Raw genomic sequence first — 20,962 nt, forward strand, 5'->3', positions numbered from 1 at the left:
CCTTAAACAACAACACTTATGAAAAAAGAACTATTTATGCTAACAATTATGCTTTGTACAGCTAATTTGATGGCACAAAACGGAGATAAAAATTTTATAGTTCAGAACTACATTGAAGTCATTGGGAAATCTGAGATGGAAATCAGTCCTGACCTGATTTATATTAAAGTTCTACTCGATGAGAAGGATACTAAAAACAAAGAAAACCTGTCGCAGCTTGAGGCAAAAATGACGACCACACTCGAAGGCATCGGTATTAACACCAAAGAAGACCTATTAATAAAAGACATAAGCAGTAACTTTAAGTATTACTTATTAACCAGGAATAAAATTCTCTTATCAAAAGAATATCAAATTCTTGTTCGCGATGGAAAAACAGCTTCACAGGTGTTTATAAGCCTTGAGAATATTGGCATCTCAAATGTATCCATCGACCGACTGGACCATAGCAAGATAGTTCAACTAAGAAAGGATGTGAAAGTTAATGCCATAAAGGCCGGGAAAGATAAGGCTGAGTCATTGGCCCTGGCAATTGGACAAAATGTGGGGCGGGCACTATACATTCAAGAACGTGATAACATGCAGGATTACAGGACATCAAACAATATCATGATACGTGGCGTGTCCAGCAAAATATATGGTTCCAATGCAGCTTCTGCAGCACTTGATTTTGATTTTGAAAAGATTAAAATAGCGTATTCAATCCTTTGCCGCTTTGAACTTGAATAACGATTAAACTTCCTGACTAATCGCTAAATAATCTAATGAGGACATCGTCATGTGCACTATTAATTACAAAATAACAACCATAATATCTATGAAACAGTTCGTACTACTAATAACACTTATAATCTTAATAAACTCGTGCATTGTACCAGTCAATAATAACTCAACCAATCAGATAGTAAAGGAAGAACCCTATGCCTTATATGAAGATTTTGTAAGTAATAAATTAGGATGGATTGAAGAAAAAACCTATCAGCATGAGTTAGAAATAAAAAACGGGTACTACTTTATTCACTCAAAAGATACTTCATTTATTTACACTAGCACCTCACCATTAGATAAATCATTTTTATATGGACTTAAGAACTTTGAGTTAGAATCCAATTTGCAGTTAGTCAAACAAAGCCCCAAGGAAACCCAGTTTGGTGTTTTCTTTATCAGTGGCACCCTTCAGTATGATTTTATATTAAATTTTGAAGGACTCTGTAAAGTTTTTGAATATAATCATGCCAACCAGACAGAAAGAACTTTATTGGAAAAAGAGCTTACCAACTTCAACAATAAATCAATTAACAGTTTTAAAATCAAGATGCACGACAAAAAGTTTTCGTTCCATATTGACAATGAATTGGCAGGAACTGGAGAAATTGGGTCGGGCAGCTGGCAGGAGATGCGTTTATTTGCTTCATCGGGTACCGATTTAATGCTGCATTCATTTACTATTCTAAAACAATAACTATGAAAATTGAAACCAAAATTGAATTAAAAGACTACATCAAACTGATGTTTATTCTGACTTACAGAAAAGGGAGTATTATATTCAGCAGCATTATGGGTGTTTTTTTGGCAGTCATTACCGTAGCCACCTTAACAGGCGATATGGTTGGAAGCGATGGTTTTCCCGTCATGCCACTTGTATTATCCATGGTGATTCTCATTGTAATTCCTGCATCAGTTTACTATTCTGCCACAAAGAACTATAATACCCATTCGAGACTACAGGAGACCATTACCTATGAGATAGACCATCAGTTAATCCGCTCAATAGGCGAATCATTTAACTCAGAGATGGACTGGAGCAAGATGCATAAGGTACTGGAATTAAATAGCTGGTTTCTGCTCTATCAGAACAAGATGGTGGCCAACCTCATCCCCAAACAAGCGATGGGTGAGCAACGGCATGAACTGAGGGAAATCATCAAGAAACAGAACATTAAATACAAATTGAAAAAGGATTAGGACTGCCAAACTAAATAACCCATAGAAGAATAAACAGATGAATGAAACACAAAAGTCAAGCATAGCCTTTCTAATTTTTTCGAAACTATTTAATCGCCTGGCCTTTTACCTGATGATTACAAATCTGACTAGCTACCTGATGAACTCGCTAAATATGGCGCATGAAATGGCAGGTGGCTATTATAGTATATTCTATGGTACGATCACTTTTATAACTTTTTTCTCAGGCCTACTTGGTGATTTAAAGAACCGTGCTAAAGTGGTTACTACCGGCTTTATAATTCTGACTATTGGGTACATCGCCTTAGTATTTCTACCACACATGCAAGGAGCTGTTATGGTAGCGTTAATAATTTTAGCGCTTGGTCTCGGACTGGTTGGGCCAAATATGACTGTTTTTCTGGGCAATACCTACAATGAAAAGGGTACCGAAATTTTTGGACTACCTGGATTTATTCTGTTTTCTATGGTAATTAATTTGGTCGTATTCATTGCCCCACCACTATCCAATTACCTGAAACATTTATTAGGCTATAGCTCAATATTTTTTGTAGCAGTTGCTTTTGCTCTTACGTCTCTTCTTCTGTTTTTGAAGTTTAAAGCCAATTACAGCCAGCTTGATTTACACATTGAAAACAACACGAAGCAACCTGATGTTACTTATATAAATATAAACACCACCTTGCTGGTTTCCACCCTTTTTATCTATGCATTGATAGGATTTGTATTATTTCAAAAAGGAATGATCTTTAAATATTCTTTAGGGGAATTTGTTAATCAAGGATTCGCCTTAGAGCAAACACTAACAGATGCTGGAAAGTATATTTCTATCATATTGGCTGGTATGTTCGCTATAGTCGCAATTAGAATGAAGCAACTCACTTGGAAAGGCATTCTAAACATTATTCTCACCGGTACTGTCATTTGTACAATAGCCTGGGTGATGATTGCAGCTAATAAACCTTTGTCGGAGTTAATGGGTAAAAAGTCCATATTTATTAATGCCTTTGTCATGATATTAATTGCTGAAACATTGATATCTCCAACTGTATCTTATATTGTGTATAGAACCTCACCAGAGCGTTACAAAGGACTATTTCAGGGCTTGTTATATGCAGTAGCAGCAATCTCTCTTTCTTCTCTTGCTATAGGAGTTAGCTTATACAAAAATGCTAGTCCATCAATTGCATTTATCTTTTTCATAGCAGTACTAGCCACTAGCTTAGTGCTAATAATCGTTTTAAAAAGTGCTGTCAGAAAAAAAGTTATCAGTGATGAAATAAAGACTATTTAACCGTGTAACAAAAACTACAATATGATCTAATAGCTAAATCTAATTATTACCCATGATCCTATTCGAAACGCCCAGACTCATCGCCAGGCATATTACACAAGCAGATATTTATGAGCTGCTTCCGATTTACAACAAGGAAGCCAACATGCGCTACATCTCCAGCGGTAAGCACCAATGGACGCATACTGAACTGACGAATAAGTACAGGCAGGTGAACCAAAACTACCATCTTGGCATCGGCATTTTTGCACTGATATTAAAGTCAGATGATTCGGTGATTGGAGAAGCCGGCTTATTTAACTCTTTCGATAACCTCCAAAGGTTAGAAATGGGCTATATCATCGACTCAAGCCATTGGGAAAAAGGATTGGGTAAAGAAGTCTGTTGCGGACTAATTCAATATGCTTTTCAAACACTGAACACCCAAACACTTATTGCACGCATGTATACCGACAATAAAGCGTCTGTTGCCCTATCTGAGAAATGCGGGATGGCCAAAACCGAGAGTGGCCACACTGATGATGGCAAAGAATATTTAGTATTTTCTATTAATAACACCTGCCCTCTGAACCCTGAACTCTGAACTATTAAACAGTCCACTAATGCATAATTTCCAGCTCTTTCAGCTTCAACTGTTCGGCATTCAAAATACTTTCCATGCTATTTACATCAACATTACTTGCCTCTAAAAAGTCTGATGGCACTACCACAACCCTGAAGGTCTGATTTTGCGTGTATCCAGGCGGCAGTGTTGACAAATCCAGGTAACTATCCAGAAACACCGACATATCAATAATCTGGTTACTGGCTATATCAGCCGAAAAATCATAGTTATACTGAAAAGATGTTCCATTATTGAAATAAACCGTTTGTGGCAAGGGGCGCCAGTAGTCAATACCTGCCGACTCCCATAAGACATAGGCCAGTATCACATCCGATTCGTAAGGTATAAAACCATTTTGCCTGAAGTTAAATACCAGCTGATAAGCATTTGAGCGGTTAAAGTCTCCTGTAAACTCGAAGGTTGTGCCAATAAAATCGCCTCCCTGCGATGGCGGGTGTCCGATAGTATTATCGCACGACGACAAAACCAGGCTTAGTGTAAGTAGTATAAGTGCTAAATATTTCATGAGATTGTTCTTTAAATGACTTAATTCAATATTCGTGCCGCAATACCCGTTAACCCAACTCGTCCATTAAGAGACAGTCCATAGACGACTATGCTTAATAAACATCCATACCATCTGTTCAGCAACATCCAATCATATGCAGCACATACGGTCAGCTTTTAAATATCTGAGAACTTATAGATGTAATACACAAAGTATTTGTACTTTAAGCCTGATATAACCAATAATACCAAAAGCAATGAATACCAGCAGCAAGCAAGATGAGCGCATCGCTCGCATGACATTTGCCTCAGTTTATCCGCATTATCTGGCCAAGATTGAGAAGAAAGGCCGATCAGAAACAGAACTGCAACAGGTGATAGAATGGCTGACCGGATTTGATGCCCCCAAACTACAGCAACTAATCGAGGACAAAGTCACATTCGAATCTTTTTTTCGGGAAGCCACAATTCATAAAAACGCACAGCTCATCACCGGGGTCATTTGCGGATACCGGGTTGAAAACATCACAACCCCTTTGAATCAGCAAGTTAGATACCTGGATAAACTGGTAGATGAACTGGCTAAAGGGCGTAAAATGGAGAAGATTCTGAGGGGTAGCCTGTAAGCTAAACTGCGGTTGACCTTACGTGTGGACATCATTGGGTTCTACTATTGAAAAGATACCCCACTTGTAGATGCACCAACATTAATTAATCACCTGGCAATTTGACATTTACAAGCAATGCCTTTAAATTGCCAAAAATCATTATAAACCAGTCGAGCAAGCTCTTAAACAACAACTTAATTGTTTATACAAATCATATCTGGATTAATATTTTTAACTAAATCAAGTAAACATGAGAAAGAAGAGAATGTCATTGGTAATATCCTTTATTGGATTAATGAGCTTTATAAGCTTTGCTTACTCTCAGGTTACTATTAAACCGGGAATAGGTATTAACATTACTAACTGGTCGAAAGACCCGGGTGGGGCAACAACAAGCGGAAATGTTGGCTGGCAGATTGGTGGTACAGTGGCTTTTGGTGAGAAGCTATTTTTTGAACCCGGTTTGTTTTATGTGGAGCAATCGACAGAAGTAGATGTCATCGATAGTGAATTGCCCGATAACTTTAAGTTCGATAATAAAATTACTTCGCTCAGGATACCTGTTAACGTTGGCTATTCAATCCTTGGCAAAGAAGATGGCATGTTTTCGTTACACGTCTTTGGTGGTCCTACTGCCTCTTTTGTTTTAGACGTGAAAGAAACTGAACTACTGTCAAAAGATGACCACAAAAGTGTTAACTGGGGCGTTCAGGCTGGTGCAGGCATCAACCTAACCATGTTTTATCTGGATGCATCCTATGAGTGGGGGCTAAACGAATTTCTGGAGGATATGGATGAAAAAGTTAAATTACAAGGTTTTTATCTCACCGCCGGTATCAAATTTTAACCCACAATTTCCATTTGGCTATCTGGTTGCTCACATACAAGGCTGCCAGCGAATTATATTTGGTTAATATTAACAGAAATGGGTGTTCAGCAAATGAGCGCCCATTTTTTGATTAACCTGATTGATGTGCTTAATAATCCACAAACATATCAACCAACTAACTAAAGTTTGTATCTTCGTTAAAGTCCAATAATATCAGACTCTCTAATTCATGAACTGGATCATACTTACCATAGCCGGATTATTTGAAGTGGCTTTTGCCTTTTGCCTGGGTAAAGCGAAAGAAACAACTGGTCAGCCCATGTACATGTGGTACACGGGCTTTATTGTGGCGCTTTGCCTGAGTATGGCCCTGCTGATTAAAGCCACACAAACCCTGCCCATTGGTACAGCCTATGCTGTATGGACCGGTATAGGGGCAGTCGGAACTGTTCTGATAGGTATCTTTGTGTTTAAAGAGCCAACCACTTTCCTGCGTCTGTTTTTCCTGACCACACTTATTGCCTCCATCATTGGCCTCAAAGCAGTATCGCAACATTAAAAAAAGTCATACCAACCCAATACAAACAAAATGGAACAAGCAACCAACATTGAAAAACTACAGGCTTTTGCTAAACGAACAGGCCGCGAGATATTCTTTACCGAAGATCAATACCCACTGCCTCCCTATAGGCAGATACCGCGCTATAAAAGAACCGTTTACATCCCTTACAACGAAGAGAAGCAACTGTTTTTTGTGCTTTTCAGCGATCCCTATTATCAAATAGGCGAACACACCGTCTTTTGTGGCATTTACTTTAAAACCAACATACCGGCATCGGTCAGGCTCAATTTCAGACCGAAAAGTATTTTTGACAAGCTGAATCCCTTTTTATCGAAGAAAACACTTAAAATCGATGAGCGCTTATTCGATTCTAAAGTAGTCATAAGCGGTAACGATACATCCACCATAAAGCGCTACTTCAAGCACTCGGTGCTGCAACGCTTAATGATTGAGAAGCTCAACTCCAATATGTTCATGAAGTTCTCCATTAACGAAACGCCGGTTGATTTTGTGCCCGAGCTAAAAGATAACTCCCATTTTGCCCTCATTAATCCGCAGGAGTGGGTGCTTGATGCTCAAACCATTGAGCAGTGGTTTAGCACCATGAAACAAATACACGCCATATTTCAAAAGAAAGAAGTAGAACATATCACCTACCTGTAATGGAAGAAAACAAACGCCTATTTTCACAAAAAGCCATAGCTCTGGCAACATTCTTTGGGGGACCAGCGGCTGCAGGCTACCTTATCAAAAAGAATTACGATGCATACGGTGAATTGAGTAAAGGAAAAAATGCGTTTGCCATTGGGGTGATAAGCACTATTCTCTTATTCTCTGGCATCTTTTCAATCCCTGAATCCATCATCGATAAGATACCTAATGCCCTTATCCCGGCTGTTTATACAGGCATCATCTATCTCATTGTTGAAAAATTACAGGGACATTGGCTGGATGAGCACAAAGCCGCGGATGGTGAGTTCTACACAATGTGGCGTTCAGCAGGCATTGGGGTCATATTTACGCTTATCATCCTGGTTGGTGTTGGGGCTACGGCTTTTATCGCTGGTGATTTATCACAGCCTGACTACAATGCGGATTATTATAATACTGAGTTCAATAAGTTCATTAAAAATGAAAATACAGCACTTGCCATATTTGAAGTGATTGATGTAGCCGATCCTCAGTACAGTATTAAAGAACTTAGCAAAGGCGTTGTATTGTGGCAACTTAATAAAGAAATCATTACCAATTTGGACACTATCAGCAATTTACCTCCTGAATTCATATTACAAAACAATAAACTGAAAGAGTATTGTGATCTGAGAGTGAGTTATAATGAAGTTATTATTAAAGCAATATCAGAAGATACAGACCTCTACAATTCGGAGATTGACAAGATTGGTTCACATATTAACAAAGTACTCGAAGAGCTTAATTAACAGATTCAACATGCAAAGAGCCGTCCTGTTATATGCCCTGTTAGCTATAAACCTCCATATATCGGGTCAGTCATCCTGCCTGATAGATTGCCATGCTTCTAGCTGTGACGAAGAACAGGAACCGGATAATTTTGACAACAGGTTGTCAGAACTACTTTTCAGTAATGACACCTTATTAATCATTGTTCAGCTGGTTGATAACTGTGCCTATGCCAGTGAGCCGCTTTATGCCGAAGCTCAATTAGTCAACGACACCATACAACTGTCTTACTCGCTGGAGCCACAAATAACCGATACCCTTTATCAGGATGGACAAATCATTTATGAATTTACCTCCCCTTATTATGAGTGCGATTGTTGCTTTGAACTGACCTATCTGCTCCGAGACATTCCTCATCGTTCAATGCCCATCAGGTTAAACAATCAAATCATATACCCCGCCATCAAGCGTTAACTCAAAGGCGTTATACAACATTCTTCTGTGACTCCGGACACGAAATCAAGGCAACATCATTCAAGCATCCTCAGAGCATTTATGCGTTCAACTACCCGCTAACATTGCGTTAAGAGCCCTATACTCCATCAGCGTTAGTGTTTAAAAACTAAATACTTAAGCTTAATTGTATTGATTCTAAATACGCTTATGTGTATCTTTTATTGATTCAATAAACACCTATGTCATGAAACAAATCATTGGTACACTACTCCTGCTCACCCTCCTTTCAGGATGTACCCAAAAGCCAACAGAAACGCAAACCGTTATGGAAACATCAAGTGAATGTCCTTTTCATAAAGGCGCCCAGATGAGTATGGACAACAAAGATTGGTGGCCCAATCAGGTTGACCTGAGCATTCTGCGACAACATTCAAGCCTATCTGACCCTATGGACGAAGGCTTTGACTACACAAAAGCCTTTAACAGCCTCGACTACTATGCCTTGAAAAAGGACATTAAGCAGGTAATGACTGAATCACAAGATTGGTGGCCAGCCGATTTTGGTAATTATGGCCCCTTATTTATCCGCATGGCCTGGCACAGTGCCGGTACCTACCGTGTTGGCGACGGACGCGGTGGTGGCAACCAGGGGCAGCAGCGCTTTGCTCCTTTAAATAGCTGGCCCGACAACGCCAATCTTGACAAGGCCAGGCGACTATTATGGCCCGTTAAGCAGAAGTATGGCAACAAAATATCATGGGCCGACCTGATGATACTGACAGGTAACGTGGCGCTAGAATCAATGGGCTTTAAAACCATAGGATTTGCCGGCGGACGCAGCGATGTGTGGGAACCAGCCATGGAAGTTTACTGGGGCTCAGAAGGTAAATGGCTCGAAGACAAACGCTACTCGGGCGATCGTGAACTGGAAGATCCGCTGGCAGCTGTACAAATGGGACTTATTTACGTTAATCCTGAAGGACCTGACGGTAACCCCGACCCTGTGGCTGCGGCCATTGACATACGTGAAACCTTCGCTCGCATGGGCATGAACGATGAAGAGACTGTAGCATTGATTGCAGGTGGCCATACCCTGGGTAAATGCCATGGTGCCGGCGATGCAGCCCAGGTAGGAGCTGACCCTGAAGCGGCTCCTATGGAACAGCAGGGACTTGGCTGGAAAAGCAGCCACGGCTCAGGTAAAGGTGCCGATGCCATCACATCAGGACTGGAAGTCACCTGGACAGTCACCCCAACTCAATGGAGTCATCAGTTCTTCCAGATTCTGTTTGATAACGAATGGGAACTCACCTTAAGTCCGGCTGGTGCCAAGCAATGGGTAGCCAAAGATTCACCAGAGATTATTCCGGATGCCTTTGATCCCGAAAAACGACACAAGCCAACGATGCTAACCACTGATTTATCGTTACGCTTCGATCCTGCCTACGAAAAGATTTCACGCCGCTTCTATGAGCACCCTGAAGAGTTTGACATGGCTTTTGCCAAGGCTTGGTTTAAGCTCACTCACCGCGACATGGGACCACGAGCCCTCTACCTGGGACCCGAAGTACCTGAGGAAGTGTTTATCTGGCAAGATCCTATACCGGAGCTAAACCACAAACTGATAAGTAACGCCGATGTTAAAAAGCTTAAGACAGCCATTCTGGATGCCGGTCTGACCACACAGGAACTGGTAGCTACTGCCTGGGCATCGGCAAGTACCTTCCGTAATTCTGATAAAAAAGGGGGTGCCAATGGTGCACGCATCCGTCTGGAACCACAGAAAAACTGGGAGGCTAACAACCCTGCTCAGCTGAGTAAAGTGCTAACAGCACTTGAAAAGATACAGCAGGACTTCAATGCCTCATCGGGCAACAAGCAAGTATCAATGGCCGACCTGATTGTACTGGGAGGTTGTGCAGCTATAGAGCAAGCAGCCAAGGCAGGTGGTTACAACATGGCCGTTCCGTTTACACCCGGCCGTATGGATGCCACACAGGAACAAACCGATGTAACATCAATGGCTGTACTGGAACCATTATCTGACGGTTTCCGCAACTACCAGAAGACCAAATACAAGATGTCAACAGAAGCCCTGTTGGTGGATAAAGCTCAACTGCTTGGGCTGACAGCGCCTGAAATGACCGTATTAGTTGGTGGTTTGCGCACCCTGGATGCCAACTACAACCATTCTAAACACGGTGTATTTACCGATAAGCCCGGCACGCTTAGCAACGATTTCTTTGTGAACCTGCTGGACATGAGTACCGAGTGGAAGGCTACATCGGAAGATGAAGAGCTATTTGAAGGTAAAGACCGTGTAAGTGGTGAAGTGAAATGGACAGCTACAAGGGCCGACCTGGTGTTTGGCTATAACTCCGAATTAAGAGCTTTAGCCGAGGTATATGCCAGTAACGATGCCCAGGAGAAGTTTGTAAAAGATTTCATCAAGGTATGGGATAAGATCATGAACCTCGACCGCTTTGACAGTCAGTAGATAAACACATTACTTGAACCAACAAGTACAAATCACAGGGTTAGGTTCCGAAGGGAGCTTAACCCTTTTTTGTTTAAACAGTAATAACTCTATTTTGCTCACACTCCTTATCTGCATTCAATGACCACTTTGAACTCAGCTTAATTAATTACCTTTAGCAGCAGTAACTCAACATGCTCTAACAATGGATTACCGGGATCAAGTTTTTATTGCCGTAGCCGAACACCTTAGTTTTTCCAAAGCCGCCGAAGACCTCAACATCAGTCAGCCAGCGGTTACCAAGCATATTAAAGAGCTGGAAAACCGCTACGACATTAACCTGTTTGAGCGCAAAGGCAACAAAATATACTTAACCAGAGCCGGCAAGAAGGTGTACAATGCCTTTAAGCAAATAGCCACCCAATACCGTGAGCTGGATTTTGAAGTGAGCCAGATGCATGATACAGTGGCGGGTGAATTCATCATAGGTGCCAGCTCAACCATATCGCAGTATGTTATTCCTCAAGCAATTGCTTCATTTCACAAGCGCTACCCAAAGATTCAGATACACCTGGTCAACGGCAATTCATTTGATATGGAAAAGCTGCTGCTGAATAACCAGGTGGACCTGGCACTGGTCGAAAACCAGGGGTCGCAGGCCGGCATCGGCTACAAAAGCTTTATGAATGACGAACTGATAGTGGTGACAGGGGCCAATAGTGTGTATGGCAAGCGCAAAACCATTAGCAAAGAAGACCTGATGCGCTTTCCCATCGTACTGAGGGAACAAGGTTCCGGCACATTGGAAGTCATTAAAAAAGCCTTCACCGGGCAAAGCATCCCATTTGATAACCTCAACACCTTTATTCACCTGGGCAGTACTGAATCCATCAAAAACTTTCTGCTTGATTTTGACGGCATTGCCATCATCTCTGAAAAAGCAGCCTTAACAGAGCTATACATGAAAAGCCTGGTTAAACTGACGGTTAACGACTTCACCATTCCACGCACATTCAGAATGGCTTTTAAGCAGGGACACAAAAGCAGACTGGTTGAACTATTCGAGAACTTTCTATTCAACTATAACTTTTAGTTATCTTTAATAAATATATAGTATTTGCTTTGGTTATACCTACTCAATACTTTTGCTCGAAAGTTTTGAGATATGAAAACAGAGCAAAACACATTCAGATGGGTATATATAGCACTGGCAGGCACCTGCTTCCTGCCCTTTGTATCGCCGGCCATGGCGCTGGGTGCTGGTATTATTGTTTCCCTGCTGGGCTATAGTCCCAGAAATGCTCACCAGTATACGTCAGTTATATTGCAGGCTTCCATTGTTTTAATGGGCTTTGGCATGAACCTGAATGAAGTGATAGCCGCCTCCAAAAATGGTTTTATTGAAACATTCGTATCGGTAATACTGGTCATGGCGCTGGGCCTGCTATTGGGGCGACTGCTTAAAGTAGAAAAAAACATTACTCTGCTGATAGCTGCCGGCACGGCCATATGTGGTGGCAGTGCCATTGCGGCTGTATCACCCATACTCAAAAGCAAGGATTATCAAAACTCATTTGCTCTCATTGTGGTATTTGTGCTCAATGCGGTTGCCCTGTTGGTATTCCCCTTTATTGGTCATCAGCTGAACCTGAGCCAGGAAGTGTTTGGCAACTGGGCAGCCATCGCCATACATGATACCAGCTCGGTGGTAGGCGCCGGGGCCGAATATGGCGAACAAGCCTTACAGATTGCGACAACCGTGAAACTGATACGCGCCTTGTGGATCATCCCGCTCTCTATAGTGATTGCCCTGCTAAACAAAAACCAAAACACCCGTAAGGTAGCTGTCCCCTGGTTCATTCTGCTGTTTGTGGCAGCAATTGTTTTTGCCTGGCTGTTCCCTGATTACACCCAGAGCTACGGACACCTGAACTGGCTGGGCAAGCGTGGCATGGTGCTGGCCCTGCTGCTGATAGGTTCGAATATTTCCATCAGGCAAATTAAACAATCAGGTACCAAAAGCTTTGTGCTGGGCCTCACCTTGTGGATAATTACCGGAGTTGTGTCATTAATTGCTTTAAATCACTAAGTCATGCCTAATATCTGGATTCTTTTAATTGTAGTGGCTTCGAGTCTTATTAAAGGCATCACCGGTTTTGGTTTTGCCCTCATATCATTGCCTTTGCTCCTTTTCTGGTATCAGCCTGCCGAGATTATACCAGTACTGATGATCTGTAATTTCATCGCCTCTATGTTTATCATACTGCAGAAGAAGGAGCACCAGCTGGTGAACAGACAGGAGCGTCTGCTGATTATTGCGGGCGGCTTTTTCACCATCGCAGGTGTTATCCTCTTAAAGTCAATCAATCAGCAGCTACTGGTTCATGTTACTGGTGTGGCATTCATCATTATCACCCTCCTATCGCTCAAACCACAAAGCAAACCACTGAAAAAACTTTCGGACCTGAGCTACCTGGCTGCCGGTGCTGTTATTGGCATTATAACCGGATCGATATCCGTTAGTGGCCCTCCATTGGCCCTGTTTCTGAACAAAGCCCGTGTGGATAAAATGGCCTTTCGAGAGGTGTTTGCCTGGTTTAGCGTTGTTACAGCATCCATTGCCATTATTGGCTATATACCGGCTGGTTTATTGTCGCTTGAAAGCCTGAAGCAAGTGGCTGTGTTTGTGCCCATCCTGCTCCTGGGAACTGTAGCTGGCAAGCGACTTAATCACCTGATTCCCGGCAATAACTTCAGACTCATCAATATTGTTATCACTTTACTGGCAAGCCTGATGCTTGTGATTGGGCAATAACGGCTTATCGTCATTCAGATAAGATAGACTTAAGAAGTAAGGCTAAAGATATTAACCCTATGGAGCTATTTGCTGGTAGCAATTGGGTATTAATGTTCCATCCCCATACCCGAAATATGGTTTCGGCAGCGCTCGGCCTGTCATACAATGGGACAATGAGGAACTGCCTCCTGCAGCAAAGAAATTGACAAAACACTCCTTAAACAGTAACTTGCTTGCCATTACCCGCTCAATCTTCGCGCTTCTTACCATTAAATTGTATCGCCATGAAAACAAAACTGTCAGTCAAGAGCAGCTTGTTTGTGCTGCTTGCATTAATTATCGCCAGTGCCTGTACCCCCGTTAAGCAAGATGTTACAGCCGAGATTGAAGAAATGAACATCGTGTATATGACGGCTGTTAAAAACCAGGATGTGGAAACACTCGTCAGCTTGTATACAGACAATGCGGTTATTTTGCCATCGAACCAAAAAAAGGTAGAGGGGCTGGATGCCATCCGCCAAATGTGGAATGATGCCTTTGCCTTTGGCATGGGTTACCTTAAGCTAACAACCACAGAGGCCACTGCCTATGGTCATGTAGCCCACGAGACAGGCATTTATATGTATTACACACGAGATGATAAGCTGGTAGATGAAGGCAAATTCATTGTGGTATGGGAAAAGGTTGATAACAACTGGAAGATTGCCAGAGACATCTGGAACAGTTCAATGCCCATGCCGCCCAGAGCCACTGATAAAGATACCGTGGCCATGGTTATAACAGAGGTAGCACCTGAAAAAATGGAGGCCCTCAACACCTTTGCCTCCGAGGTATTCCTGCCCGCTTTTGAGCAACATTTTGCCGATTCAAAAGCTACTGCCCGCCTGTTTAAGGTCATTAATGAATCTGAGGGCAATGCCAAAGTCATCTATTTTATCGACCCCATCAATAGCAATCATGTGCATGATGTCAAAACCATCCTGTCGATGCATTATAACGAGGAAGACACCGACCGGTACATGGAGGAGTTTAGAAACTACCTGATAAAACAGGACGTGGTGTATGCCGTGCCTATGGGCTGGTAAAAGTGCTTTATGCTGCCTATCTGCCCCCCGACCTCAGTAAAGCAGATAGTTCTGATAGGATCGCATCTTTATGTGTAAGTTGTCATTTAAGATGCAATCCTTTCCACGCCCTGTAATCATTAAGAATGCATGTTGAGTGCTGAAGGCACGACAGGTTAAAGAGAAGGGAGCAAAGGCTCTCTTTCTAAAACCCCATTAACTGTCGCACTTTCGCTGCGTTTTCTTTGGTGGTGAGGTTTTCCAGCAGCAACAGCGCCACATTAATGGCCGTTGAGGGATTCCACGATGTGATGAGCTTATCATCCTCTACAATGGGCTGGTTTTTTACATGCACACCAAAACTGGCCAATGCTTCCCGGCGGATGGGACTATCATAGGTGGTGCCATTCTTCCCCTTTAGCACACCACTTTTACCCAGGGGCAAGGCTCCTACACAAATGGATGCAATCATTTTATCATCAGCCCTGAAACGGCGGATAAGGTCAAGAAACTGCTCGTTATAGGCATCCTTATAAAAGCCATAAACCTCAAAACCACCAGGTATAGCCAGTGCGTCAAAATCGTTGATATCAATCTCATCGACTACATAATCCACCACAAATCGCTGATTGAAAGAGCTTTTAATTTCTTTTCGCAGGGCACAGGTAAATAGCTTTGTTGAGCCGTCGCCTTCCTCCAGGTTCCAGCCCATTACATCAATAAAGACGCTGGCTTCAAATACTTCAAATCCATCGGCTAATAAAAGGAGTATTTTTTTCATGTGATATAGTTTATGGTTGGTGCGATTAGTCTTGAGAACCGAGTGACAGTGTATTCAGCCTGATTTATTTATCGGCATACAGAATACGTTGTACGTTCGGGTAAGCGGAAACGTATTTATCGATTTGTTTAAATAGGGTTTTTTGTGCCCAGTTAGCCGTTTTGCCACCTTTTTGCATCTGCATATTATCAAAATTGCCACCAAACACCGCATTGTAGGCAAATCCGGTTACTGCCACGTAAATATTGTTTTCCTTGTCCTTAGCAGAATAAAACTTCAGCCTGCCACCAAAGTCTCCCCACATTAAATCGTATAAAGTGGCCATACTGGTATGGATGGTATCACCTATTTGCCTGCTGCCACTCGTTCTGTCATCAAGCACTAATTTAGTATTGATGCTTGCAGGGCTTTGCTTCTTGCTTGTCTTTTCAGGCTCTGGCTCGTCTTCCTTTCCGGGTATATGTGCTGTGAATCCCGTGTTATTAATGAATTTGGCAAACCTTACCAGAGCTTCATCTTTGGAGGAGTCACCTACATAAAGTCTGATAACTTTTGCATCTTTAAATGCTTTCCTTTCAATCTTCTGAGCTTTTGAAGTGCCACAAAATAAGCCTGAAACTAGTAGTATGCAGAGTATTTTTTTCATGTTTTTGTAAGTATTTTCTTGAGGTTTTATAATTTAATAAACTTCAACTGATTGGTGAATTGGTAGTTTCGTTACAAAATTGATATTAAGCAATGTGAAAATCAACTACTGCCTGCTGCCTAATGATCTAACAAACTATTAATAGTTTATAGATTGTGATTAAATGTTTGGTTAATAAAGATTGTGCGAGCAGCCATTACCATTACTTATTGCATCGCTTCCTGCGGGGGGCTTCATTGGGACTGTTACTGGTATCAAACTTCCTTATTATACACAAGCGGCATCTGTCCTTTCCAGGTGTTCCACAGTGCCGGCTCAGCTATCAGGCGTGTCATGCAGTTGGCCACATTGATACGGCTTGTTTTGCCGGGGTTAAAGATGGGATTCCTCACCGGTGAAGGAAATAGCTCATAATCCGTCACTTCATCCTCATTGATCAGGCCATCGGGGCGCACCGCCACCCATTGGATATAAGGGTTATCCTGGCCTATGGTGACACGCAAATAATCAGCCGCCTGCTCATTGTCGGCATGGGGCGGTATCAGCACGCGCAGCAGTCCTATCACTATGCGGTTCTTATGGGGATTGGGCTCATTTAAGTCGCGGTTGGCATTGCCGCTGGTATTCATCAGCACAAACTTGACAGGTGATGCCGGGGCATTGGACTGGATGCTTTCGCAGATGAGTTGAACCGCATTGCGCACCAGGCGCCTGGGCTTACCATAGATGCCTTTAAAGGAGGGGCGGTGTCCCAGGCATGAGGCGACAGCCTGGCAGTCTTTCAATAGCTCCACCATTTGTTCAGGGTGCATCTCTGCGATGGAGGCGGTGATAATTTCGATGTGCTCATGTATTTGCCATGCTGCAGGAATACCAGCTGTGGAGCGGACAATTATCTTCACTGCCTGCCCGGCCTCTAGTAGCTGTTGGACCAGGTGCAGGCCGGTGGCACCGCTGGCACCTATCACTAAAGTTTTCATATCTATTTGTTTAGGGTAGGCTAAGTTAGCTATTCTGAGCCATTTAACAGCATTCTGCCTGTAGAATAGATGACACAGCTGTGGTGCTTACCTGATTACAGGGCATAAATTTTGGTGATTTTGTTCTAATACAGGTATTTACACTTGAGGGTCTGAGGGAATCACCGTAACTTACTGTGTCAATTTTATCTAACTTTTAAAGGAAAGAGGTATGAGAAACATTTACACGATTCAACAAGGGCTAAGTTCTTTGGCATGGCTTGGGTTGTTATTTTGCCTTCCCCTGTTGGCTTTTGGGCAGATGCATCATGGCCACGAAGCCTGGAAACTGGTAACTGCTAATGCCGAGTGGGCACCAAGAGCTGGATTGCAGGTTGTACGCTTACAGAATAACCTGTATGTATTAGGCGGGCGCACCCCTTTACAATCCAATATTCCCGGTGATAGTGAGATATGGGGCGATGTATGGAAAAGTAACCTAAGCGGCAAGCACTGGACACGGATACTGGCCACCGACGATAGTCAGCATTGGCCCGCACGGGCTTATTTCTGTGCCATTACCAAAGGCAATTACATGTACGTAATAGGCGGGCAGAATTTTAATCCATTTGGCCCATCGGCTTTCTTTAATGATGTATGGCGCAGCAAAGACGGTATTAATTGGGAGGAAATGACCAGCGATGCCCCCTGGACAGGACGAGCCGGTATTAGTGCCTTTGTGTTTCGCGATGAGATATATGTTCTGGGAGGCTCCAGAAATGATGACGATGCGGTAATTGGAGGGCCACCTGTTCGCATTTACTATAATGATGTCTGGAAATCGAAGAATGGCAGCAACTGGCAGCTGGTGACTGCTGATGCGCCCTGGACCGCCCGGGCCGGTATGCGCGTAGTGGTGAAGAATGGCTATATGTACCTGATGGGAGGCGAGAGCGGTTTTACGCCCAGTATGCCCGGCACACCGCCACCCTACTACAATGATGTGTGGCGCAGCAGAGATGGTGCTAACTGGGAGCAGCTGGTTGAGCATGCCCCGTGGTCGGCACGCCCGGGTCATGAAGTGCTGCTGTACCGCGACCACCTGGTGCTCTTTGGTGGCTTTAACCTCGATCCTGCCTTTAATCCCATACCAGGGCCCAACTTCTCGGCCGAACCAAATAACCCGATGGACATTTGGGCAAGTCGCGATGGGGTGAAATGGTTTCAGTTGCCTGGCACTCCCTGGAATGCTGAAGAGCCAATGGATGTGAAGTATGATTTTCATGCCATAGTGGTGCCTGCCTCCAGAAACAATAAAGCACCAGCCATAATGACCGTTGGGGGCGACCGCGAAACATTTAATTTTACTGATCCGCTCAACTACCTGAATGTGGATAATGATGTTTGGCGTTTTTATCCCGACCTCAGCGTACGTCAGCATATGCACCAAGAGCTGGCTAAGATGTTGAAGCTCTTTATACGAGCGTATCCCAACCCCTTTGTGCACAATTGCACCTTGCAATATAACCTGCCCGAAGAGGGACATGTGGGCATTCAGGTTTATGATGTTGCCGGTAACATGATACTGCAGCTGGTAGATAAGCACCATGCCAAGGGCTTGCATGAGTATGTGTGGAATGGCGTGGACAACAGTGGCAAGGCGGTCAGAAAAGGCATGTACTTTGTCAAACTAACTTACCAGGATAAAACAGAGGCAAGTATTATTATGAAAAAGTAGAGGCTGCAGAACCTCGTTATCAAACACAGTAACAGGCCCGATGAAACAGCTAATTGCAGGGCAGGCTTTTTTATAGAATAGTAGTGTTGGGTATCAAACCAGGTGAAAGCACAAGGTTTGGTACCCTTTTTCAGGCCATGGCTGCTGCAGTTAGTGGCCTGTTTGAGGGCATGCCAATGCGAGTATTACTCTATGGCAGCACCAGCAGATGTGTGGCTGTCCTGGCCTACATTCGTTAACTTTTCTTTCACCACCTTTCGATAGCTTCGGCCGATATTTAGCCGCACATCATCCACCAATACTTCATCCAGGGAATGCTCCTTCAAGCGGTCGGTGTTGATGATAAATGAGCGGTGGATGCGTAAAAAAGTATCGGGCAGGCGTTCGGCCAGCCGACTTATCTTCTCTTTACTCACCACTTCGTTGCTGGTGGTTATCACCCTGATGTAGTCCGACAGGCTTTCGATGTACACAATTTCATCGTAGGGTATCTTGGCCAGTTTACGGTTCGACATGATTTCGAGAAACGACTTCTTCATCTTTTCCTGTTCAGCTAACAGCCCCTCAATCATCGTACGGTTCTCGCTGATTTGATTCATCATCAGAAAAAACGTGCCAATAAATACCAGCAGGTAGAGGACCACCACCAATAGCTTAAGCTGGGTGGCATCGGGGTTAATGGCTGCAAAGTTAAGGTTAACCAGGTAAACATAGGAAAACAGCAGCACCATCATTTCGAGGTACACCGACACCACTGCCATGCAAAAGGTATAAAAGGCAAAGCGGCCATACCTTTTGGTGAGGTAAAATTTGGGTACCAGCACATAGTTGAAAAAATAGGAGGTGCCGATGACGATGGGCAGCAGCATGCATACGAAGAAAAAAGCGGCGGTGGTATTGCCCCAACTGAAGCCAAAGGTTTTGGTTAATACCAGAAGTACAAAAATCCAGTAGGCGATATGGAAGTAAGGGTTTTTCGATTTTTTATACATGAGGTCTCATTTTTTCGGGCTAATTTGGACAAATATATCATAATTACAACAGAGCGTCGGTAAACAACCGGTTTAGAGCCGGATTCGACCTTGATGGACTTCGTGATCTCATATACTTTGGCAGAAGTATTAATCACTAAATTTTAATGACTTATGAAAGATTTATTTATTACGGGAGGACCACTTTTTATGGGCATACTAACCATCCTTTTGGTGATGGTCACTGCCTGGATTATTTACCATTTTATAGTGGGTTATACCTCCAAACAAATAAATAAAACAGAGATTTTGCGAAAGCTGAGCTACGGTAAATCCATCGGCCTGTTTGCCCTTATAACCGGCTTGCTGGGGCAGTTGATTGGACTCAGTGCCATGTTCTCGGCCATTGAAAAATTACTGAATACCGGAGGTACACTGACCCAGGATATGGTGTTTTACGCCATTAAAGTAACGATGATTGTTACCATGTATGGCATCCTTATTTACCTGTTCACGCTGCTGCTGTGGCTGGCGGCCTCGATGCTGATTGAACGAAAAGAGTAGACACGGGGGCAAATGGGGTAAAACGTTTCATTTGTTGGCCTATACGACAAGGCAATGTCATTAAGTTAGGAGTCTCCCTCATACTCACCCTTTGCTTCCCTAAAGGGAACAGCGCGCGGGGTAAGCCCCTTTAGAGCTTGTCCCGACCTTTCGGGAGGTTTGGGGTAGTATCTGGAGGTGTTTAACGGTACGAAAAACCCTTAGCTTAATGACATTGATACGACAAGGGGGCGTCCTGAGAAGCAAAAAAGATAACAACAAACTTATCATTCGTAATCGATTACCTCACCTCAATCCTCTCCTTTAAGGAGAGGAAGCCCTGATTTAATAATATTGCTCTATATGAGAGTGAGTTGTCTTTCTGAGTGAGGTACCTTCTCCTGGATGAGGATTTATTCCGCCAAAGCGGAAAGGCCGGGATAAGGGCTTTTTGTCCTCGAGCCGGACCAATGTCATTAAGTTAGTAGCCTCCCTCACACTCACCCTTTGCTTCCCTAAAGGGCACAGCGCGCGGGGTAAGCCCCTTTAGGGGTTTGGGGTAGTATCTGGAGGTTGTATAGCGGCACGAAAAACCCTTAACTTAATGACATTGTCGAGCCGGACGGGCTTATCCTGTTTCTCTTATATAAGAATTATGTCCTTTCATTTTTGCCTGCAGCAGCAAAAACGAAACAAAAAATGCCGCCGCTGCAGCACTCATTGACCCGCTACTTTTTCATTTC

At 43.3% G+C, this 20,962-nt stretch carries 23 protein-coding genes; 18 read left to right on the top strand and 5 right to left on the bottom strand.

Annotated elements, in window-relative coordinates; all coding sequences use genetic code 11:
* The first annotated feature begins 18 nt into the window (after window positions 1–18).
* The 5 genes from KEM09_RS19470 (at window position 19) to KEM09_RS19490 (ending at window position 3,842) form a co-directional block, all read left to right on the top strand.
* Entirely contained in the window at window positions 19–729 is a 711-nt protein-coding gene (locus KEM09_RS19470) for an SIMPL domain-containing protein (protein WP_212230980.1), read from the top strand.
* 88 nt (window positions 730–817) lie between these two features.
* Window positions 818–1,462 carry a hypothetical protein gene (locus KEM09_RS19475; protein ID WP_212230983.1) on the top strand — a complete coding sequence of 215 codons (645 nt, stop codon included), beginning with the start codon at window positions 818–820 and terminating at the stop codon, window positions 1,460–1,462.
* A gap of 2 nt (window positions 1,463–1,464) precedes the next feature.
* Window positions 1,465–1,965: a YcxB family protein gene (locus tag KEM09_RS19480; RefSeq protein WP_212230986.1), complete on the top strand. Its 501-nt coding sequence runs from the start codon at window positions 1,465–1,467 to the stop codon at window positions 1,963–1,965.
* 37 nt (window positions 1,966–2,002) lie between these two features.
* Window positions 2,003–3,259, top strand: coding sequence for an MFS transporter (locus KEM09_RS19485; protein ID WP_212231003.1), 1,257 nt, complete (start codon window positions 2,003–2,005; stop codon window positions 3,257–3,259).
* A 52-nt stretch (window positions 3,260–3,311) separates the two neighbouring features.
* A complete protein-coding gene (locus KEM09_RS19490) occupies window positions 3,312–3,842 on the top strand; it encodes a GNAT family N-acetyltransferase (protein WP_212231006.1) in 531 nt (176 codons plus the stop codon).
* A 16-nt stretch (window positions 3,843–3,858) separates the two neighbouring features.
* On the opposite strand, the gene KEM09_RS19495 is transcribed toward KEM09_RS19490, so the two are convergent.
* Complete coding sequence (locus KEM09_RS19495) at window positions 3,859–4,389, bottom strand: hypothetical protein (protein ID WP_212231009.1); 531 nt, start codon at window positions 4,387–4,389, stop codon at window positions 3,859–3,861.
* A gap of 238 nt (window positions 4,390–4,627) precedes the next feature.
* On the opposite strand from KEM09_RS19495, the gene KEM09_RS19500 reads away from it, so the two are divergent.
* The 11 genes from KEM09_RS19500 (at window position 4,628) to KEM09_RS19550 (ending at window position 14,602) form a co-directional block, all read left to right on the top strand.
* Window positions 4,628–4,996: a DUF2200 domain-containing protein gene (locus KEM09_RS19500; protein WP_212231012.1), complete on the top strand. Its 369-nt coding sequence runs from the start codon at window positions 4,628–4,630 to the stop codon at window positions 4,994–4,996.
* Window positions 4,997–5,228: 232 nt separating this feature from the next.
* Complete coding sequence (locus tag KEM09_RS19505) at window positions 5,229–5,825, top strand: outer membrane beta-barrel protein (protein ID WP_212231015.1); 597 nt, start codon at window positions 5,229–5,231, stop codon at window positions 5,823–5,825.
* Window positions 5,826–6,036: 211 nt separating this feature from the next.
* Complete coding sequence (locus KEM09_RS19510; protein ID WP_212231018.1) at window positions 6,037–6,366, top strand: DMT family transporter; 330 nt, start codon at window positions 6,037–6,039, stop codon at window positions 6,364–6,366.
* Between the two features lie 30 nt (window positions 6,367–6,396).
* Window positions 6,397–7,032 (top strand): hypothetical protein, encoded by a 636-nt coding sequence (locus KEM09_RS19515; protein ID WP_212231021.1) that lies wholly within the window; start codon window positions 6,397–6,399, stop codon window positions 7,030–7,032.
* Window positions 7,032–7,808 carry a hypothetical protein gene (locus tag KEM09_RS19520; RefSeq protein WP_212231024.1) on the top strand — a complete coding sequence of 259 codons (777 nt, stop codon included), beginning with the start codon at window positions 7,032–7,034 and terminating at the stop codon, window positions 7,806–7,808. The genes KEM09_RS19515 and KEM09_RS19520 overlap by 1 nt, the downstream gene beginning before the upstream one ends.
* A gap of 10 nt (window positions 7,809–7,818) precedes the next feature.
* Window positions 7,819–8,262 (top strand): hypothetical protein, encoded by a 444-nt coding sequence (locus KEM09_RS19525; RefSeq protein WP_212231027.1) that lies wholly within the window; start codon window positions 7,819–7,821, stop codon window positions 8,260–8,262.
* 226 nt (window positions 8,263–8,488) lie between these two features.
* On the top strand, window positions 8,489–10,741 hold the full coding sequence (gene katG, locus KEM09_RS19530; RefSeq protein WP_280516774.1) for a catalase/peroxidase HPI: 2,253 nt from the start codon (window positions 8,489–8,491) through the stop codon (window positions 10,739–10,741).
* Window positions 10,742–10,925: 184 nt separating this feature from the next.
* On the top strand, window positions 10,926–11,813 hold the full coding sequence (locus KEM09_RS19535; RefSeq protein ID WP_212231030.1) for a LysR family transcriptional regulator: 888 nt from the start codon (window positions 10,926–10,928) through the stop codon (window positions 11,811–11,813).
* Window positions 11,814–11,885: 72 nt separating this feature from the next.
* Entirely contained in the window at window positions 11,886–12,809 is a 924-nt protein-coding gene (locus KEM09_RS19540) for a YeiH family protein (protein ID WP_212231033.1), read from the top strand.
* A 3-nt stretch (window positions 12,810–12,812) separates the two neighbouring features.
* Entirely contained in the window at window positions 12,813–13,535 is a 723-nt protein-coding gene (locus tag KEM09_RS19545; protein ID WP_212231036.1) for a sulfite exporter TauE/SafE family protein, read from the top strand.
* A 266-nt stretch (window positions 13,536–13,801) separates the two neighbouring features.
* Window positions 13,802–14,602 (top strand): YybH family protein, encoded by an 801-nt coding sequence (locus KEM09_RS19550; protein WP_212231039.1) that lies wholly within the window; start codon window positions 13,802–13,804, stop codon window positions 14,600–14,602.
* 184 nt (window positions 14,603–14,786) lie between these two features.
* Here KEM09_RS19550 and KEM09_RS19555 read toward each other — a convergent pair whose 3' ends face one another.
* From KEM09_RS19555 to KEM09_RS19565, 3 genes are all read right to left on the bottom strand, one after another.
* Window positions 14,787–15,362 carry a DJ-1/PfpI family protein gene (locus KEM09_RS19555; RefSeq protein WP_212231041.1) on the bottom strand — a complete coding sequence of 192 codons (576 nt, stop codon included), beginning with the start codon at window positions 15,360–15,362 and terminating at the stop codon, window positions 14,787–14,789.
* 64 nt (window positions 15,363–15,426) lie between these two features.
* Window positions 15,427–16,008 (bottom strand): hypothetical protein, encoded by a 582-nt coding sequence (locus KEM09_RS19560; RefSeq protein WP_212231045.1) that lies wholly within the window; start codon window positions 16,006–16,008, stop codon window positions 15,427–15,429.
* A gap of 254 nt (window positions 16,009–16,262) precedes the next feature.
* On the bottom strand, window positions 16,263–16,988 hold the full coding sequence (locus tag KEM09_RS19565) for an NAD(P)-dependent oxidoreductase (protein ID WP_212231048.1): 726 nt from the start codon (window positions 16,986–16,988) through the stop codon (window positions 16,263–16,265).
* A gap of 211 nt (window positions 16,989–17,199) precedes the next feature.
* Between KEM09_RS19565 and KEM09_RS19570 the strand changes: the two genes are divergently transcribed.
* Entirely contained in the window at window positions 17,200–18,705 is a 1,506-nt protein-coding gene (locus KEM09_RS19570; protein WP_212231064.1) for a T9SS type A sorting domain-containing protein, read from the top strand.
* Between the two features lie 185 nt (window positions 18,706–18,890).
* Here the strand turns inward: KEM09_RS19570 and KEM09_RS19575 are convergent, their stop codons facing one another.
* Window positions 18,891–19,697, bottom strand: a complete 807-nt coding sequence (locus tag KEM09_RS19575) for a LytR/AlgR family response regulator transcription factor (protein WP_212231069.1) — start codon at window positions 19,695–19,697, stop codon at window positions 18,891–18,893.
* A gap of 153 nt (window positions 19,698–19,850) precedes the next feature.
* On the opposite strand from KEM09_RS19575, the gene KEM09_RS19580 reads away from it, so the two are divergent.
* Window positions 19,851–20,240 carry a MotA/TolQ/ExbB proton channel family protein gene (locus tag KEM09_RS19580; protein WP_212231072.1) on the top strand — a complete coding sequence of 130 codons (390 nt, stop codon included), beginning with the start codon at window positions 19,851–19,853 and terminating at the stop codon, window positions 20,238–20,240.
* The last annotated feature ends 722 nt before the right edge of the window (window positions 20,241–20,962 follow it).

It is taken from the genome of Carboxylicivirga mesophila, from assembly GCF_018271975.1.
In the GTDB taxonomy this organism is placed as follows: Bacteria; Bacteroidota; Bacteroidia; order Bacteroidales; family Marinilabiliaceae; genus Carboxylicivirga; species Carboxylicivirga mesophila.

Excerpts from the sequence above, each read along its gene's own strand:
- KEM09_RS19470 (WP_212230980.1), top strand. The coding sequence starts at position 19 with ATGAAAAAAGAACTATTTATGCTAACAATTATGCTTTGTACAGCTAAT.
- KEM09_RS19475 (WP_212230983.1), top strand. The coding sequence starts at position 818 with ATGAAACAGTTCGTACTACTAATAACACTTATAATCTTAATAAACTCG.
- KEM09_RS19480 (WP_212230986.1), top strand. The coding sequence starts at position 1,465 with ATGAAAATTGAAACCAAAATTGAATTAAAAGACTACATCAAACTGATG.
- KEM09_RS19485 (WP_212231003.1), top strand. The coding sequence starts at position 2,003 with ATGAATGAAACACAAAAGTCAAGCATAGCCTTTCTAATTTTTTCGAAA.
- KEM09_RS19490 (WP_212231006.1), top strand. The coding sequence starts at position 3,312 with ATGATCCTATTCGAAACGCCCAGACTCATCGCCAGGCATATTACACAA.
- KEM09_RS19495 (WP_212231009.1), bottom strand. The coding sequence starts at position 4,389 with ATGAAATATTTAGCACTTATACTACTTACACTAAGCCTGGTTTTGTCG.
- KEM09_RS19500 (WP_212231012.1), top strand. The coding sequence starts at position 4,628 with ATGAATACCAGCAGCAAGCAAGATGAGCGCATCGCTCGCATGACATTT.
- KEM09_RS19505 (WP_212231015.1), top strand. The coding sequence starts at position 5,229 with ATGAGAAAGAAGAGAATGTCATTGGTAATATCCTTTATTGGATTAATG.
- KEM09_RS19510 (WP_212231018.1), top strand. The coding sequence starts at position 6,037 with ATGAACTGGATCATACTTACCATAGCCGGATTATTTGAAGTGGCTTTT.
- KEM09_RS19515 (WP_212231021.1), top strand. The coding sequence starts at position 6,397 with ATGGAACAAGCAACCAACATTGAAAAACTACAGGCTTTTGCTAAACGA.
- KEM09_RS19520 (WP_212231024.1), top strand. The coding sequence starts at position 7,032 with ATGGAAGAAAACAAACGCCTATTTTCACAAAAAGCCATAGCTCTGGCA.
- KEM09_RS19525 (WP_212231027.1), top strand. The coding sequence starts at position 7,819 with ATGCAAAGAGCCGTCCTGTTATATGCCCTGTTAGCTATAAACCTCCAT.
- katG (WP_280516774.1), top strand. The coding sequence starts at position 8,489 with ATGAAACAAATCATTGGTACACTACTCCTGCTCACCCTCCTTTCAGGA.
- KEM09_RS19535 (WP_212231030.1), top strand. The coding sequence starts at position 10,926 with ATGGATTACCGGGATCAAGTTTTTATTGCCGTAGCCGAACACCTTAGT.
- KEM09_RS19540 (WP_212231033.1), top strand. The coding sequence starts at position 11,886 with ATGAAAACAGAGCAAAACACATTCAGATGGGTATATATAGCACTGGCA.
- KEM09_RS19545 (WP_212231036.1), top strand. The coding sequence starts at position 12,813 with ATGCCTAATATCTGGATTCTTTTAATTGTAGTGGCTTCGAGTCTTATT.
- KEM09_RS19550 (WP_212231039.1), top strand. The coding sequence starts at position 13,802 with ATGAAAACAAAACTGTCAGTCAAGAGCAGCTTGTTTGTGCTGCTTGCA.
- KEM09_RS19555 (WP_212231041.1), bottom strand. The coding sequence starts at position 15,362 with ATGAAAAAAATACTCCTTTTATTAGCCGATGGATTTGAAGTATTTGAA.
- KEM09_RS19560 (WP_212231045.1), bottom strand. The coding sequence starts at position 16,008 with ATGAAAAAAATACTCTGCATACTACTAGTTTCAGGCTTATTTTGTGGC.
- KEM09_RS19565 (WP_212231048.1), bottom strand. The coding sequence starts at position 16,988 with ATGAAAACTTTAGTGATAGGTGCCAGCGGTGCCACCGGCCTGCACCTG.
- KEM09_RS19570 (WP_212231064.1), top strand. The coding sequence starts at position 17,200 with ATGAGAAACATTTACACGATTCAACAAGGGCTAAGTTCTTTGGCATGG.
- KEM09_RS19575 (WP_212231069.1), bottom strand. The coding sequence starts at position 19,697 with ATGTATAAAAAATCGAAAAACCCTTACTTCCATATCGCCTACTGGATT.
- KEM09_RS19580 (WP_212231072.1), top strand. The coding sequence starts at position 19,851 with ATGAAAGATTTATTTATTACGGGAGGACCACTTTTTATGGGCATACTA.